This window comes from Rahnella bruchi, assembly GCF_003614975.1.
GTDB classification, from domain to species: domain Bacteria; phylum Pseudomonadota; class Gammaproteobacteria; order Enterobacterales; family Enterobacteriaceae; genus Rahnella; species Rahnella bruchi.
Map to the genome: position 1 here is coordinate 809,537 of NZ_QZWI01000001.1, position 14,235 is coordinate 823,771.

12 protein-coding genes and 1 other RNA gene are annotated in these 14,235 nt (G+C 52.0%); 5 read left to right on the plus strand and 8 right to left on the minus strand.

What is annotated here, in order from left to right:
• The first annotated feature begins 46 nt into the window (after positions 1–46).
• Complete coding sequence (locus D5398_RS03885) at positions 47–1,834, plus strand: adenine deaminase (RefSeq protein WP_120506410.1); 1,788 nt, start codon at positions 47–49, stop codon at positions 1,832–1,834.
• 75 nt (positions 1,835–1,909) lie between these two features.
• Positions 1,910–3,259: an NCS2 family permease gene (locus D5398_RS03890; protein WP_120506411.1), complete on the plus strand. Its 1,350-nt coding sequence runs from the start codon at positions 1,910–1,912 to the stop codon at positions 3,257–3,259.
• A 137-nt stretch (positions 3,260–3,396) separates the two neighbouring features.
• Here D5398_RS03890 and ffs read toward each other — a convergent pair.
• Positions 3,397–3,493: signal recognition particle sRNA small type (gene ffs / locus D5398_RS03895), an RNA gene on the minus strand.
• A 191-nt stretch (positions 3,494–3,684) separates the two neighbouring features.
• Here ffs and D5398_RS03900 point away from each other — a divergent pair.
• On the plus strand, positions 3,685–3,993 hold the full coding sequence (locus D5398_RS03900) for an MGMT family protein (protein WP_120506412.1): 309 nt from the start codon (positions 3,685–3,687) through the stop codon (positions 3,991–3,993).
• Positions 3,994–4,049: 56 nt separating this feature from the next.
• Here D5398_RS03900 and D5398_RS03905 read toward each other — a convergent pair whose 3' ends face one another.
• Complete coding sequence (locus tag D5398_RS03905; RefSeq protein WP_120506413.1) at positions 4,050–4,631, minus strand: YbaY family lipoprotein; 582 nt, start codon at positions 4,629–4,631, stop codon at positions 4,050–4,052.
• Positions 4,632–4,900: 269 nt separating this feature from the next.
• Here D5398_RS03905 and tesB point away from each other — a divergent pair, with 269 nt between their 5' ends.
• Positions 4,901–5,767, plus strand: coding sequence for an acyl-CoA thioesterase II (gene tesB / locus D5398_RS03910; RefSeq protein ID WP_120133524.1), 867 nt, complete (start codon positions 4,901–4,903; stop codon positions 5,765–5,767).
• 151 nt (positions 5,768–5,918) lie between these two features.
• On the opposite strand, the gene amtB is transcribed toward tesB, so the two are convergent.
• The 5 genes from amtB to D5398_RS03935 all read right to left on the minus strand — a co-directional run bounded on the left by amtB (position 5,919) and on the right by D5398_RS03935 (position 12,126).
• Positions 5,919–7,208: an ammonium transporter AmtB gene (gene amtB, locus D5398_RS03915; protein ID WP_120506414.1), complete on the minus strand. Its 1,290-nt coding sequence runs from the start codon at positions 7,206–7,208 to the stop codon at positions 5,919–5,921.
• Positions 7,209–7,293: 85 nt separating this feature from the next.
• Positions 7,294–7,632, minus strand: a complete 339-nt coding sequence (glnK, locus tag D5398_RS03920; RefSeq protein ID WP_009639071.1) for a P-II family nitrogen regulator — start codon at positions 7,630–7,632, stop codon at positions 7,294–7,296.
• 341 nt (positions 7,633–7,973) lie between these two features.
• On the minus strand, positions 7,974–9,773 hold the full coding sequence (locus D5398_RS03925) for a SmdB family multidrug efflux ABC transporter permease/ATP-binding protein (RefSeq protein ID WP_120506415.1): 1,800 nt from the start codon (positions 9,771–9,773) through the stop codon (positions 7,974–7,976).
• A gap of 1 nt (position 9,774) precedes the next feature.
• A complete protein-coding gene (locus D5398_RS03930) occupies positions 9,775–11,535 on the minus strand; it encodes a SmdA family multidrug ABC transporter permease/ATP-binding protein (protein WP_120506416.1) in 1,761 nt (586 codons plus the stop codon).
• Positions 11,536–11,670: 135 nt separating this feature from the next.
• The gene (locus tag D5398_RS03935; protein WP_120506417.1) at positions 11,671–12,126 is read right to left on the minus strand and encodes an Lrp/AsnC family transcriptional regulator; all 456 of its coding nucleotides are present in this window, start codon (positions 12,124–12,126) and stop codon (positions 11,671–11,673) included.
• Positions 12,127–12,245: 119 nt separating this feature from the next.
• Here D5398_RS03935 and D5398_RS03940 point away from each other — a divergent pair, with 119 nt between their 5' ends.
• A complete protein-coding gene (locus tag D5398_RS03940; protein WP_120506418.1) occupies positions 12,246–13,289 on the plus strand; it encodes a PLP-dependent cysteine synthase family protein in 1,044 nt (347 codons plus the stop codon).
• Between the two features lie 63 nt (positions 13,290–13,352).
• Here the strand turns inward: D5398_RS03940 and cof are convergent, their stop codons facing one another.
• Complete coding sequence (gene cof / locus D5398_RS03945; RefSeq protein ID WP_120506419.1) at positions 13,353–14,174, minus strand: HMP-PP phosphatase; 822 nt, start codon at positions 14,172–14,174, stop codon at positions 13,353–13,355.
• Between the last annotated feature and the right edge of the window lie 61 nt (positions 14,175–14,235).

The window sequence follows — 14,235 nt, forward strand, 5'->3', positions numbered from 1 at the left end:
CCTCTCCCTACATTAGCTTAATCACACTGTAAATCCGGATACTGACATGACTGAAAAAATTGCTCCGTTACCCCAGCGCCAGCGGGCAGTTCAGGCTGCATTGGGGAAAATTCCTTTTGACCGTCTGCTGATCAACGCAAACGTTATCGATATGGTGACAGGAGAAATTCGTGAAGCGGATGTCGGGATCACCGGCAACATGATTGCCAGCGTCCATCCTCGCGGAAAATTCTCTCAGGCAGAAAATGTTGATGACTTAACCGGTCGCTATCTTTCACCGGGACTTATCGACACTCATGTACATATCGAAAGCTCACACCTTTCACCGGAAAAATACGCAGAGATTGTCGTCGCTCAGGGCACGACCACCGTATTCTGGGATCCGCATGAACTGGCAAACGTGCTGGGCGTCGCCGGTGTGCAGTATGCAGTGCAGGCGAGCCGCAATCTGCCTCTGCGAGTGATTTGCGCAGCCCCTTCCAGCGTACCTTCGACTCCTGGTCTGGAAATGTCCGGTGCTGACTTTAACGGTCAGGAAATGCAAACGATGCTGAGCTGGCCGGAAATCGCTGGCGTTGCAGAAGTCATGGATATGCACGGTGTCATTAATGGCAGCGAAAGGATGCTGGAAATTCTCGAGGCCGGTTTAAACAGTGGAAAGCTGATCGAAGGCCATGCCCGCGGACTGAAAGATGAACAGCTTCAGGCCTATCTGGCGGCTGGCGTCACTTCCGATCACGAACTCACCTCTGCTGAAGATGCTCTGGAAAAACTGCGGGCCGGACTGACACTGCAAATTCGCGGCTCTCATCCTTATCTTTTGCCTGATATCGCCGCCGCTTTACAGGCGCTGCCGCACCTTTCCTCTCAAATTACGCTATGTACAGATGATGTTCCGCCCGACCATCTGCTGGAAAAAGGTGGCCTGATTGCATTAGTTAAGCTTCTGATTTCATACGGGCTACGGGTGGAAGATGTACTAAGAATGGCGACCTTCAACGCTGCTATCCGTCTGCAACGTTCTGATTTAGGACTGATTGCGGCGGGACGTACGGCAGATATCATCGCGTTTGATTCGCTGGAAAATCTGCATCCAGGCGCAGTTTACGTAGCAGGAAACTGTGTAGCAAAAGAGAGCAAACTTCTCTTTACGCCGGCGGCTGCGAGTGGCGTTACGCCTCCCCGTAACACGATGCGGCTCAGCCCCCTGAATGCGGACGACTTCTGCATGAAAATCGCGGGTCTGAAAAACGGCAAAGCACGCTTGCGCAATATCAAAGGCGCGCGCTTTACACAGTGGAGCGAAGTGACCGTTGATGTCAGAGACGGCGTCGTGCAACTCCCTGAAGGCTTCAGCCTGATTTGGGTACAGCACCGCCACGGGAGGCACGATGCCACGCCTAAAATGGCATTGCTGGAAGGCTGGGGTGAACTGCGCGGCGCTATTGCCACTTCCTACTCGCACGATTCCCATAATCTGGTGGTACTGGGACGCTCACCGGCAGACATGGTTGTGGCAGCGAACCAGCTTATTTCCAGCGGCGGCGGAATGGCACTCAGTCAAAATGCCACATTACTGGCCAAAGTAGATATGCCCATTGCCGGAATGCTTTCTGAATTGCCAGCGGAACAACTGGCTGAACAGTTTAAAAATCTGCGTGAACTCAGCGCACTAATAGCCGACTGGGAACCGCCTTACCGTGTGTTTAAAGCCATCGAGGGAACGTGTCTTGCCTGTAATGCCGGACCGCATCTGACTGATTTAGGCCTCACTGACGGCGGATTGCGTGAAATTGTCGAACCGGTTCTGGAAATCTGGCCGAAAGAAATCTGAAACGCCCGGTGCCAGGCCGGAAAAAAATGATAGCTAACACAACATTATAAAAATTATTGTCAGGGGAATTTAAGCATGTCTGAAAGTTCTGTGAAAAACGTAACCACCCCAACGCGGGAAAGCTGGTTGCAGCGACGATTTCATTTGCATCAGCGACAGACCAGTGTGAAAACCGAATGTGTGGCAGGGATCACCGGATTTCTCGCCGCCGCTTATTTGCTGGTAGTGATCCCCGGTTTGCTGGCGGTCAGCGGAATGGACAAAGGTGCGGTGACAACAGGTGTGATCCTTGTGTTTGTTCTGGGCTCACTATTAATGGCGTTCTACGCTAACCTGCCGTTTATGGTCGGCCCTGGGATTGGCGGTTCCGTGCTGGTCGGGATCACGCTGGCAGGTGATGGCATCACCTGGCCCATCGCATTAGGTATTGCCTGCTGGTCGGGTATTTTATTCTTCGTGATGACCGTTTTTGGTCTGCGGGAAGTCGTTACCCGTTCTGTTCCGCAGTCCATCAAACTTGGGCTGACGGCATCAATTGGTATTTTCGTTGCCCTGCTCGGTTTTCGTAACGCCGGACTGGTAATGGCCAATGCCAAAACACATGCCCTGGCTTTAGGTGACTTTACCGCACCGGGTGCACTGATTGCGCTGCTGGGTTTACTGATTGCCGTGGGATTACAAGCACGCAAAGTACCGGGAGCAATTCTCTGGGCAATTTTGCTGGCGACTGTGGCCGGTATTCCGTTCGGCGTAACCCATCTGCCTGATCAATGGATTTCCCTGCCCCACTCGATGGCTCCGCTGTTGGGCAAAGTCGATTTGATTGGCGCGATTAATATCGCTTTCCTTCCGTTCCTGTTCATTTTCTTTGCGTCAGAATTCTTCTCAACAATGGGCACAACTCTGGCCGTAGGCGGAGAAGCCGGATTGCTTGACGACGAAGGCAATATGAAAAACATCAATCGCCCGTTCATGGTGGATTCAATTGCTGCCGCGCTGGGGCCGATTGTGGGGATCCCTGCTGCCACGGCGCTGATAGAATCGTCAGCTGCCGCAGAGGCGGGTGGAAAAACAGGCCTGACGGCGCTCTCTGCCGCGGTGATGTTCCTGCTGATGCTGCTTTTCACACCCGTTGCACTGATGATCCCAAAAGAAGCGACGGCACCTGCGCTGATTTTGATTGGCCTGAATATGTTCAGTAATCTTCGCAAAGTTGATTTGGCGAATTTCACCGATGCATTGCCGGTACTGATGATGGTGATGATTACGTTGATTTCCAACAGTTTCGGTACCGGTATTGCCGGTGGCCTGCTGTTTTACATCATCATTAAAGTGGTGGCAGGAAAGGTCCGTGAAGTGCCTTTAGGGCTTTATATACTCGCCATACCGCTGGTGTATTACTTTGCGACGCTGGTTCATCATTAAAAGAAGCCGGTAAACGGTCAGTCAACAAGGGCGCGGAGAACGTGCCCTTTTTTATGGGCGCAGTTTGGCTAAGAGGGAGTGATGAATCAGGAATAAAAGGGAATGGATAAAACAGGAAGGCCTGAAATTGGTGGAGGCCCTGCCAGCTACATCCCGGCACACACGACACCTGCTATGGCTGCTTCCTTCCGGACCTGACCGAGTTAACAAGTTAGCGTTGCGGGAGAACCAACAGAGCCCCCATTGACGTTGTCGGCTTCATTTCTCCTGAGAGAATCGAAGCGGTGGGCATTATCAATGATGCCTGAGGCAAAAGCAAGTTAACCGCCGACAACCGTTGTTTTCTTAAACAATACGCCTGAATCAGGGCGGACAGAAGGAGATTTTTTGCGTCATACTGTTCGCCAAACACTGAGGAGGATGTCATGTCAGAGCCCGATAACTTTCGCCAGCGCGTATTTCAGATAATCGCCGCCATTCCCCCTGGTCAGGTCACGACTTATGGAAACGTCGCTCAGCTGGCCGGTTCTCCGAGGGCGGCACGCCAGGTGGGCGGCGTACTCAAAAAGTTACCGGAAGGCAGCACGCTTCCCTGGCATCGTGTGATTAACCGCCATGGTGAAATTTCCCTGCAAGGTGAAGACTTTAAACGCCAGCGTCAGGCGCTTCTGGCTGAAGGAATTACCTTTAAGAAAGGGAAAGTGGATTTAGAGAAGTATGGCTGGAAGTGGTAGTGGTGCTCATAAAAAGGCACCGCCGGAGCGGTGCCTGAATCAATGTCAGTAACGTGTTAGTACGTTGCGGACTGTGTCGGAACTGCACTTACCGGTGCCGGTGCAGTGCCCATCCCCGGATTTGACGGGTTAGTCATTGGCGCCAAAGCATTCGGTTTGGTCGCGACAGGAACGGCTACGACCGGGACAAGTTGCAGATCGGCACGTGTGCCCTGACCGTTGTTGATGACTTCTTTGATGCTGTCGGTAACAAAGGTCACCTGACCATTAATGGTCACCGCCGCACTTAACAGAACACGCGCGTTAGGCGCAATTTCCTGCGGGTTGTACGGCAGGATAAAGGTAAACGGTGCCTGTTTGCCCTGGGTTCTCGCGACTTTCTGAGAAATCACGCGCGATGGCGCATCTGCAAGCGAAGCATCCGACAAGGTCACGGTCAGAACCGCATCTGGCGGCAACGCCACACGCTGATTGATGAACACGCTACCCGAGACATTCGGGCCGGTGATCGCAGGTTCAGTGGCCGGGCTGGCCGCGGTATTCACAGGGGGTTGCTGCGCTGGTGCCTCGTGATGCTGTGCACACCCGGCAAGAGTCAGAGACAGCGCGGTTCCACCTACTATCTGCCAAAGTTTCATTGATCGTACTCCCTTTTATTATTCGCTTGTCGACAAGCTGTAATAAACGCCGACGATGAATTTAGTGACTTAAACCAGCTTACCCGTTAATCATGGCACAAAAAACCAAGGTTTGCCGCCCGATGGTAAAACAAGACTTCTGAGCCATCAAAAGATCCACTATGATTAACAGGTTAGACCTGTCAGTGAAGGCGTATTTCAGAACATTCCTGCCTGCGGTATCCCGAGCAACTTAGGTCAATATCACCGGTAACTTTCATGAGGCCACTATGAGTCAGGCATTAAAAAATCTGCTGGATCTGTTAGATCTGGAAAAAATCGAAGAAGGGCTGTTTCGTGGTCAAAGTGAAGATCTGGGGTTACGTCAGGTCTTTGGTGGTCAGGTTGTCGGTCAGGCGTTGTATGCGGCCAAACAAACTGTACCCGTCGATCGCGGCATTCACTCTTTTCACAGCTACTTTTTACGTCCCGGTGACAGCAGTAAACCCATCATTTATGACGTGGAAATCCTGCGCGACGGCAACAGCTTTAGCGCACGACGCGTAAAAGCCGTTCAGCATGGCAAACCGATTTTTTATATGACGGCGTCGTTCCAAAGCCTGGAAAATGGCTTTGAACATCAGAACACCATGCCTGATGTCCCGGCTCCGGAGACGTTAGTTTCTGAATCGGACATTGCCAAAAATCTGGCGCATCTGATCCCGGAAAAATTCCGCGAAAAATTCATTGGCCATAAGCCGATTGAAATGCGCCCGGTGAAATTCCATAACCCGCTGAAGGGAAGCGTCGAAGAGCCGCACCGCGCGGTGTGGTTCAGAGCCAACGGGGAAATGCCGGACGATTTGCGAATTCATCAGTATCTGCTGGGTTATGCTTCTGATTTCAATTTCCTGCCAACTGCGCTACAACCGCATGGTATCGGGTTCCTTGAGCCGGGCATGCAGGTCGCCACCATCGATCATTCGATGTGGTTCCACCGCCCTTTCCGGATGGATGACTGGCTGTTGTATGCCGTGGAAAGCACATCTGCCTCGGGCGCCCGTGGCTTTGTACGTGGACAGTTTTATACCCGTGACGGTGTACTGGTTGCCTCAACGGTACAGGAAGGCGTGATCCGCCAGCGGACACCTGAATAAGCGTTCTGGCAGAACGTCGTAAAAAAAGCAGGCATTAAAAAGGGGCGATATCATTATCGCCCCTTTTGCATATCATCATTATTTTATTGTTTGATACTGCCTGATAAGAGAGTTAGCGCACTACTTTCTCTGAAATCATATTACTACCGGCTTACTGGTTGTAAGCGTTTTCGCCGTGGCTGTTAACATCCAGACCTTCACGTTCCTGCTCTTCAGGAACACGCAGCCCTACAATCATGTCAGCCACTTTGTAACCGATGAAGGCTACAACACCAGACCACACCAGCGTGACGCAAACGCTGAAGAACTGCACCCAGACCTGATGGCCCATAGTGACGCCTTCTGCGTAACCCACACCGCCCAGAGAGCTGGAAGTGAATACACCGGTCAGGATGCAGCCTACGATACCGCAGACGCCGTGAACACCGAATACGTCACAGGTATCATCAACACGCAGCCATTTTTTCAGGGTGACCACACCCCACAGGCCAGTCACACCGCCGACCAGACCGATAATCAAAGCACCGCCGACACCGACCGTACCACACGCCGGAGTGATGGCAACCAGACCTGCGATAGCACCGGAGCTTGCACCCAGCAGTGAAGGCTTACCGCGAACCATCCACTCAACCAGAGTCCAGGACAGGATGGCACCCGCAGTTGCAATCACAGTGTTCAGGAACGCCAGCGCGGCAATGGAACTCGCTGCACTTGCAGAACCTGCGTTAAAACCGAACCAGCCGACGTACAGGATAGCTGCGCCAGTGAATACCATTGGCAGATTGTGTGGTTTGAAGGCTTCTTTGCCAAAGCCAGCACGTTTACCCAGCAGGTAGGCCCCCACCAGACCAGCAATAGCGGCGTTGATGTGAACAACAGTCCCGCCCGCAAAGTCCAGCGCGCCATCAGCAGCCAGGAAACCGCCTGCCCATACCATGTGTGCCATCGGAATGTAGGAGAAGGTCAGCCAAATCACGGTGAAAATCAGCACCGCAGAGAAGCGAACACGCTCCGCGATACCACCGACGATCAATGCCACAGTAATACAGGCAAATGAACACTGGAACGCAACGTGGATCATCTGGGAGAAGGTGCCGGTAACAGAATCCAGGCCGATGCCTTTCATCATTACGTTGCCGAAACCGCCGAAGAAGGCGTTACCTTCGCTGAATGCCAGACTGTAACCGTAGAGGATCCACAGAACGCAGACCAATGCGAAGGTCACGATGACCTGAGTCAGCATGGATAAAACGTTTTTCGAACGCAGCAAACCGCCGTAGAACAGCGCCACGCCAGGTACGGTCATGAACAATACCAGCGCGGTACAAATCATCATAAAGGCGTTATCAGCACCGTTTGCGGCTGCTGGTGCTGCGGCCATGGCAAGCGAAGGCAGTAATGCAACGGCGCCAAGCCCCATCATGGATAAAAGTTTTTTCATTATTAACCCACCCCTGTTTCTCAAAACTGTTTTTTCTAATCTGATTTATCTCAAACCGATCGGTATGAGAGATAAAAAACGGAAATTACAGTGCTGCTTCGTCGGTTTCACCAGTACGAATACGGATAACACGTTGCAATTCAGCAACGAAAATTTTGCCATCACCGATCTTGCCGGTGTAAGCCGCTTTGCTGATCACGTCGATCACTTCGTCAAGCTGATCGTCTGCGATAGCAATGTCGATTTTTACTTTTGGAAGGAAGTTCACGCTGTATTCCGCGCCACGGTAAAGTTCGGCATGACCTTTCTGACGGCCAAAACCTTTAACTTCCGTTACGGTCAGCCCCTGAATTCCAACAGCAGACAGCGCTTCGCGCACGTCTTCCAGCTTAAAAGGTTTGATCACCACAGTAACCAGCTTCATTGTGCCACTCCTCGAATTAAGGGCTTACCGCGAGAGGATTCGCGCCCGATACGCAATGGTTAAAGCAAAGGGTGTGCCAAATTTGAAACTGACTCAAGATTCCTGCGATCCCCGCGCAAAATGGCATTTTCAGAATATTCGTGACCAGGCGCACAGTTGTTCCGCCATAGAGCGCGCAGCAGTACGCGCACCATTTAAGTGCTCACCGCCGCTTTATAGTGCAAGATTTTAATCGCCGGCATTTTGCCTGCCTGAATACGGTGCGCACACCGATACTGCGGGAAGAGAAGACCTTTGGAAGAGGGTGCTGGCGAAACGGACTCGTTACGCCAGCAGAAAGATTATGCGTTTTCTGTGGAAGGAATTACCTGCTCAGCCGAAGCCAGTTCCTGTCCGGCGAGCTGCAGCTGATACATCTGATAATACCGGCCTTTTTCTGCCAGCAGCTGCAAATGGTTGCCCTGCTCTACAGCCTGCCCGCGATGCAGTACCATAATATTATCCGCATCCACAATCGTAGACAGACGGTGAGCAATAACAACCAGAGTTGTTTGCTGACGGATGGCGCGAAGAGCGCGCTGAATTGCCTGCTCAGTTCCTGAGTCGATATTGGCCGTTGCCTCGTCAAGGATCAGAATTTCCGGTGCCTGCACCAAAACGCGCGCCATCGCCAATAATTGCTTCTGTCCGACAGAAAGATTATTGCCCTGCTCCCCCAAACGCGTATTCAGCCCTTCCGGCATTTCACGTACTAACGGAGAAAGCTGCACAATATCCAGTGCGTGCCAGACCTGCGCTTCATCGATATCACGGCCTAAAGTCACGTTAGCGAATACCGACTCAGCCAGAACCACCGGATCCTGCTGAACCATCGCAATACCTTTTCGCAGACTGGTGTGCGAGAGAGAGGCAAGATTACGTCCGTCGACGCGGATCTCACCTTTATTTAACGGGTAATAGCCCATCAGCAGATTCGCCAGCGTACTTTTTCCGCTGCCAGTGTGCCCCACCAACGCCACAAACCCACGCGAAGGAACATGCAGGGAAATATTCTCCAGCACCCATTTGTCCGGGCGGTAGGCAAAACTGACATCACCGATATCAATCTCGCCGCTGGTCAGCAATTTATCGTCCGGTCCGTACTGCTGCTGACTCCGGTCCATCAAATCAAATATGCGTTCACCTGCAACCACCGCCTGCTGGAGTATGGATTGTTGCGAAGTCAGCTCAATCAGAGGTTCGTTGAGGCGCCCGAGGTAGTTGATGAAAGCATACAAAACCCCCACCCCGATCGAACCTTCTGCGCTGAAACCGAACAGGATTAACAAGCCGCATAAAATCAGGGAAGAGAATAAACTGAGCAGCGGACGAAGCAGAAATCCTTCCAGCCTCAACGTTTGCATACGGGCCATATAATGCGACTGACTGGCGCGGGACAGGCGTTCACCAAACCGTTTTTGCTGACGGAATTGCTGAATGACGTTCATACCGTTAATGACCTCGTTGAAGCCATCATTAATGTCCGCCAGATAAGCACGCACTTTGCGAACGACCGGCGTGCTGTAAATCTGATAAAGCCCCATCACCACAAATACAGCGGGGAAGATGCAGATAGCCACCGAGGCAAGCCGCCAGTCGAGGCTGAACATCGCCACCAGCATCGCTCCGATCAACGCAATGCTGCGCAGCACAGTCGATACGACAGTGACATAAAGATCGCGGATCACTTCCGTGTCATTAGTGACCCGCGAAATCAGTTGCCCTACCGGCTGGGTATCGAAAGCACTTAAAGGCTGACGCAATGCCGCGTCCATGACATCAGTACGCAGTCTCTGAACCACGCCGACCGCAGCACGGTTAAACAGGAGTGCCTGAAAATAGTGCAGGCTTGCCGCAAGAAATTGCAGAAAGATGAAACTCAGCGCCAGCAAACTGACTTTTCCCCAGGGCATTTCACCTTTCGCCACATAGTGATCGATAAAGAAGCTGATCAGAATCGGGCCGGTGACTTCCGCTGCTGCCGCTATCCACAACATCAGGACGGCGTAAGACAAGGGCTTACGGTAAGGTTTGCCATACCCTAAAAGACGTTTGAGCGTTGGCCATAGCTTCTGGATTTTACTTACTTTTTGTTCAGCCATGTTATTCCGCCTCCTTTTCCGGCACATCATCCAGGGCAGCTTCAAGCTGCTGATAGCGGAACATATCGCGATACCAGCCTTGCTTAGCAGCCAGTTCATCATGACTACCGTGCTGTGAAATGCTTCCGTGACTGAATACCAGGATTTCACTGGCCTCGGCCAGCGCAGAGAGCCGGTGAGCACTGATTATTACCGTTCTGTCACTCCCCCACTGGCGCAGGTTTTGCAGAATCTGATGTTCAGTACGCCCATCGACAGCAGACAAAGCATCATCAAGGATCAGGATTTCCGCTTTCAGCAGCAGGGCTCTGGCAATCGAAATACGTTGTTTCTGGCCACCCGAAAGCATAACGCCACGCTCACCGACTTCTGTTTCATACCCCTGAGGCAAACGCAGAATGTCATCGTGAACGCTGGCAAGTCGTGCCGCTTCTTCAATTTCTTCCCGCGTGGCGTCCGGGCAACCCAGTGCAATATTTTGTGCCACGGTATCCGAGAACAGGAAAGGTGTCTGGCTGACAACGGCAAGCCGTGCGCGCCAGTCATCAAGGCGGATCTCTTTGAGTGATAAGCCGTGATAACGCACGTCACCGTCCGTCACATCGAACTGGCGCTGAAGCAGACAAAGCAACGTACTTTTTCCCGATCCCGTAGGACCACATAAACCCAGCATTTGCCCCGGTTGCAGGGAAAAAGCTACGGACGTTAATGCCGCATGATGGTTTTCGGGATAATGAAAGTTGTTGATTTGGGCTTCGAGCACCGCGCGCCCCGCCGGTAAAGGGATTGTGCCATCAGCCACTGCCGGCGCTTCCTGCAACAAGCTGCGGATACGGCTGTAAGCTGCACTGCCGCGTTCTACAATATTGAACATCCACGCGAGCGCCAGCATTGGCCAGATCATCAGCCCAAGGTACATGACGAAACTGGTCAGTTCACCGAGTGTAAGATGACCGTTAACCACCATCCAGCTGCCGCCGCCGATGGCCAGAAGATTTGCCATGCCAATGGAGACATAAATCGTCGGATCAAAACGCGCATCGACCCGGGCAACGCGCAGGTTTTTGGCACCGGTATCCGCCGCAACGTCAGCAAATTGTGAGGACTGATGATTTTCCAGACCAAAAGCTTTGATCATACGGATGCTGGTCAGGCTTTCCTGCGCCTGATCGTTGAGTGAGGAAAACGCCGCCTGCGCGGTTTTAAAGCGGGAATGCAGCTGATCGCCATAGCGCTTGATAATAATCGCCATTACCGGCATCGGCACCAGCGAAAGCAGCGTCAGTTCCCAGCTTATCTGAGTTGCCATCACGATCAGTACGGCAAGCCCCATGACCATCGAATCCACCAGCGTCAAAACGCCCTCGCCTGCGGCAAAGACCACGCGATCGACATCGTTGGTGGCGCGGGCAATCAAATCGCCGGTCCGATGACGCAAATAAAAAGCCGGATGCTGGCGGCTGAGCTGGCGAAAATAATCTTGTCGCAGCTCCACGGCCAGTTGATATGAAGCACCGAATAACAGCACACGCCAGACGTAGCGCAGCAGGTAAACGACTATCGCCGTGCCGAGCATCAGACCTAACCATGCGAAAAGCACGTTGTAAGACATTTGTTTTGACGTTACGCCATCAATAATTACGCCGACCAGTTTTGGCGGCAATAACTGCAGGACAGCAATAATGATCAGCAAGCCGACGGCACCCAGATACCGGCGCCATTCGCGTCGGAAGTACCAGCCTAATTGTGCAAACAGTCTCACGCAGAGTTTTCCATACAAATAATAATGATTTTATTGAGTTAACAGATATCAGAAATACCTGTTTGCTCTTCAGGCTGACAAGGATACCAGAGTTAACATGCGTTTCTGATGAAACTTTTTACTGCAACTTTTGCATTAAATTGGCAATGCGGTTGTCGATTTTATGCGCTCCATCGCAAAACTTGAGGTCACATCGTTCAGTCCTGGAATGCCATTCACAAGTCGCTTGTAAAAGCTGTCGTAGCTTTTCATATCGGAAACCTGCACCTGCAATAAATAATCATATTCTCCGGCCATCCGGTAGAAACTCAGCACTTCCGGAAACGCTTCAACCTGTTGGACGAACCGCTGATACCACTCGCTGTTGTGATGCTGGGTTTTGATCAGTACAAATGCCGTCAGACTCAGCCCCAGCTTATCGCCATCGAGCAGCGCCACTTTGCCGCAAATAACCCCGTCATCCTCGAGGCGCTTGATTCTTTTCCAGCAGGGTGTGGTGGTGAGATTGACGGCCTGAGCCAGTTCGTTCAGGGAAAGGGTGCAATCTTTTTGCAGCAGCGACAACAGCTTCAGGTCAATTTTATCTACCATAAGGCACCTCTGGAGAAAATCATTCTACAAATGATAGAATTTATAGGCTAAAGAGTAACTTATTTCTCTGATGATTACGTTATTCTTATCTCATCAAAACACTTTCATGAGCCTGCAATATGCGCAATTCCTGGGTCACTCACGCCATTAAAGAAATCGACGCCGATTTTCAACGTTCCGCCGACACGCATTTAATTCGTCTCTCGCTTAACGACTTTCCAGGGATTTCGTTGTATCTGAAAGATGAAAGTACACATCCTTCGGGCAGCCTGAAACATCGCCTGGCGCGCTCACTGTTTTTATATGGTTTGTGCAATGACTGGATCCGCGAAAATACGCCCATCATAGAAGCCTCTTCAGGCAGTACCGCCATTTCAGAAGCCTATTTCGCAAGACTGCTCGGCCTGCCTTTTATTGCCGTCATGCCTTCCTGTACCGCCCCGCGTAAAATTCAGCAAATTGAGTTTTATGGCGGTCACTGTCATTTCGTCGAAAATTCCGGCCAGATTTATGCCGCTTCCGAGCAGCTCGCCAGAGAACTGAACGGCCATTATATGGATCAGTTTACCTATGCAGAACGCGCGACTGACTGGCGCGGGAACAACAATATTGCCGACAGTATTTTCCGTCAGATGTCCCGCGAACCGCATCCGGTGCCGCGCTATCTGGTGATGAGTGCCGGTACCGGCGGCACCTCCGCAACGCTCGGCCGCTATATTCGCTATCAGGGGCACGACACTGAACTGGTGGTTGTAGATCCTGAAAACTCAGTATTTTATGATTATTATCAGCAACGTGACGCCAGCATCACTGCGCAATGCAGCAGCCGCATTGAGGGCATTGGCCGCCCGCGAGCTGAACCGTCATTTATCCCGGACGTTATCGACAGCATGATGCAGGTACCCGATGCCGCAAGTGTGGCGACCGTTCGCTGGCTCGAGCAGGTACTGGGACGGAAAGTCGGCGGTTCGACGGGCACCAATATGTGGGGCGCTTTGCAGCTGGCAAAACAAATGCGTGAGAAAGGCGAAACTGGCTCGATTGTCACCCTGCTTTGCGACAGCGGCGAACGTTATCTGAATACCTATTTTGATGACAACTGGGTGGCGAAGAATATTGGCGATACTTCTGCTTACGCGGCGCAGTTAGAAGGACTTAACTAATATTTTTCCAAAAAGCATGAAGGAAAAAAGCCGGAACAGAATGGCCCGGCTTGCTGCAATACCTTAATATTCGGGGGAATAGGTGAGGTGTGGAGTGTGCAGCCAGTGTTGCAAAAAGTGAGACACAGCCTGATTGCGGCAATGCCCGATGATTTGTAAGTGAGGTGATTGCTCTTTCAGCACCGGTAACGCGTTGCCCATAATCAGCCCCATCCCGACGCTTTCCAGCATTTCTTTATCGTTCATAGCATCGCCAAAGGCCATGCATTCAGACATTTCAATCCCCAGTCCCGCCGTGAGAAGCGCCAGCGCGCTGCCTTTATTGCTGCCCGCAGGCTGCACATCCAGACAATCCGCCGCTGAGAAACACAGATCCAGACGCGGGCCGAAGTGCGCTTTCAGCTGAGGAACCAGCGCCAGCAGGGTTTCGTGAGGCGCGCAGAAACAGACTTTACTGTTTCCTGAATCCGGCAACAGACGCAGATCCTGCAACTGGTAGCGGAAACCGCTGAACTGGTGCGGGATGAGTAAATCAGGATCATCAAGCGACGTAAACCAGCCGTCATCGCGGAATACGTGCAGACTGGCCGGGGTATCCCACTGTGTGTGCAGAAGTTCATGCGCACAATCTTCGGTCAAATCGCTCGCGTGCAACCGGTGCCCGGCTAAATCATGAATGCGCGTGCCGTTACCGGTGATGAGAAAACCATCCAGCCCGATATTTGCCAGAATATCTTTCATTTCCAGATAATGGCGACCGGTGGCAAACGTCAGTTTTACCGGTTTTTCAGCCAGCTGACGCAGCGTTGCCAGTGTGTTTTCGCCCAGGGTGTGATCGGGTAAAAGCAGCGTGCCATCCATATCAAAAGCAGCTAAACGGAACATGTTTCCTCTCTGAACGGGGATAATTTTCACGTTCAAAGTATGTACCCGGATTTGCGGAACT

What these genes read in the sequence shown, in the direction of transcription:
- D5398_RS03940 (WP_120506418.1), top strand. Translation starts at nt 12,246, where the DNA reads ATGCGCAATTCCTGGGTCACTCACGCCATTAAAGAAATCGACGCCGAT.
- D5398_RS03925 (WP_120506415.1), bottom strand. Translation starts at nt 9,773, where the DNA reads ATGGCTGAACAAAAAGTAAGTAAAATCCAGAAGCTATGGCCAACGCTC.
- D5398_RS03900 (WP_120506412.1), top strand. Translation starts at nt 3,685, where the DNA reads ATGTCAGAGCCCGATAACTTTCGCCAGCGCGTATTTCAGATAATCGCC.
- D5398_RS03905 (WP_120506413.1), bottom strand. Translation starts at nt 4,631, where the DNA reads ATGAAACTTTGGCAGATAGTAGGTGGAACCGCGCTGTCTCTGACTCTT.
- tesB (WP_120133524.1), top strand. Translation starts at nt 4,901, where the DNA reads ATGAGTCAGGCATTAAAAAATCTGCTGGATCTGTTAGATCTGGAAAAA.
- D5398_RS03890 (WP_120506411.1), top strand. Translation starts at nt 1,910, where the DNA reads ATGTCTGAAAGTTCTGTGAAAAACGTAACCACCCCAACGCGGGAAAGC.
- glnK (WP_009639071.1), bottom strand. Translation starts at nt 7,632, where the DNA reads ATGAAGCTGGTTACTGTGGTGATCAAACCTTTTAAGCTGGAAGACGTG.
- D5398_RS03935 (WP_120506417.1), bottom strand. Translation starts at nt 12,126, where the DNA reads ATGGTAGATAAAATTGACCTGAAGCTGTTGTCGCTGCTGCAAAAAGAT.
- D5398_RS03885 (WP_120506410.1), top strand. Translation starts at nt 47, where the DNA reads ATGACTGAAAAAATTGCTCCGTTACCCCAGCGCCAGCGGGCAGTTCAG.
- amtB (WP_120506414.1), bottom strand. Translation starts at nt 7,208, where the DNA reads ATGAAAAAACTTTTATCCATGATGGGGCTTGGCGCCGTTGCATTACTG.
- cof (WP_120506419.1), bottom strand. Translation starts at nt 14,174, where the DNA reads ATGTTCCGTTTAGCTGCTTTTGATATGGATGGCACGCTGCTTTTACCC.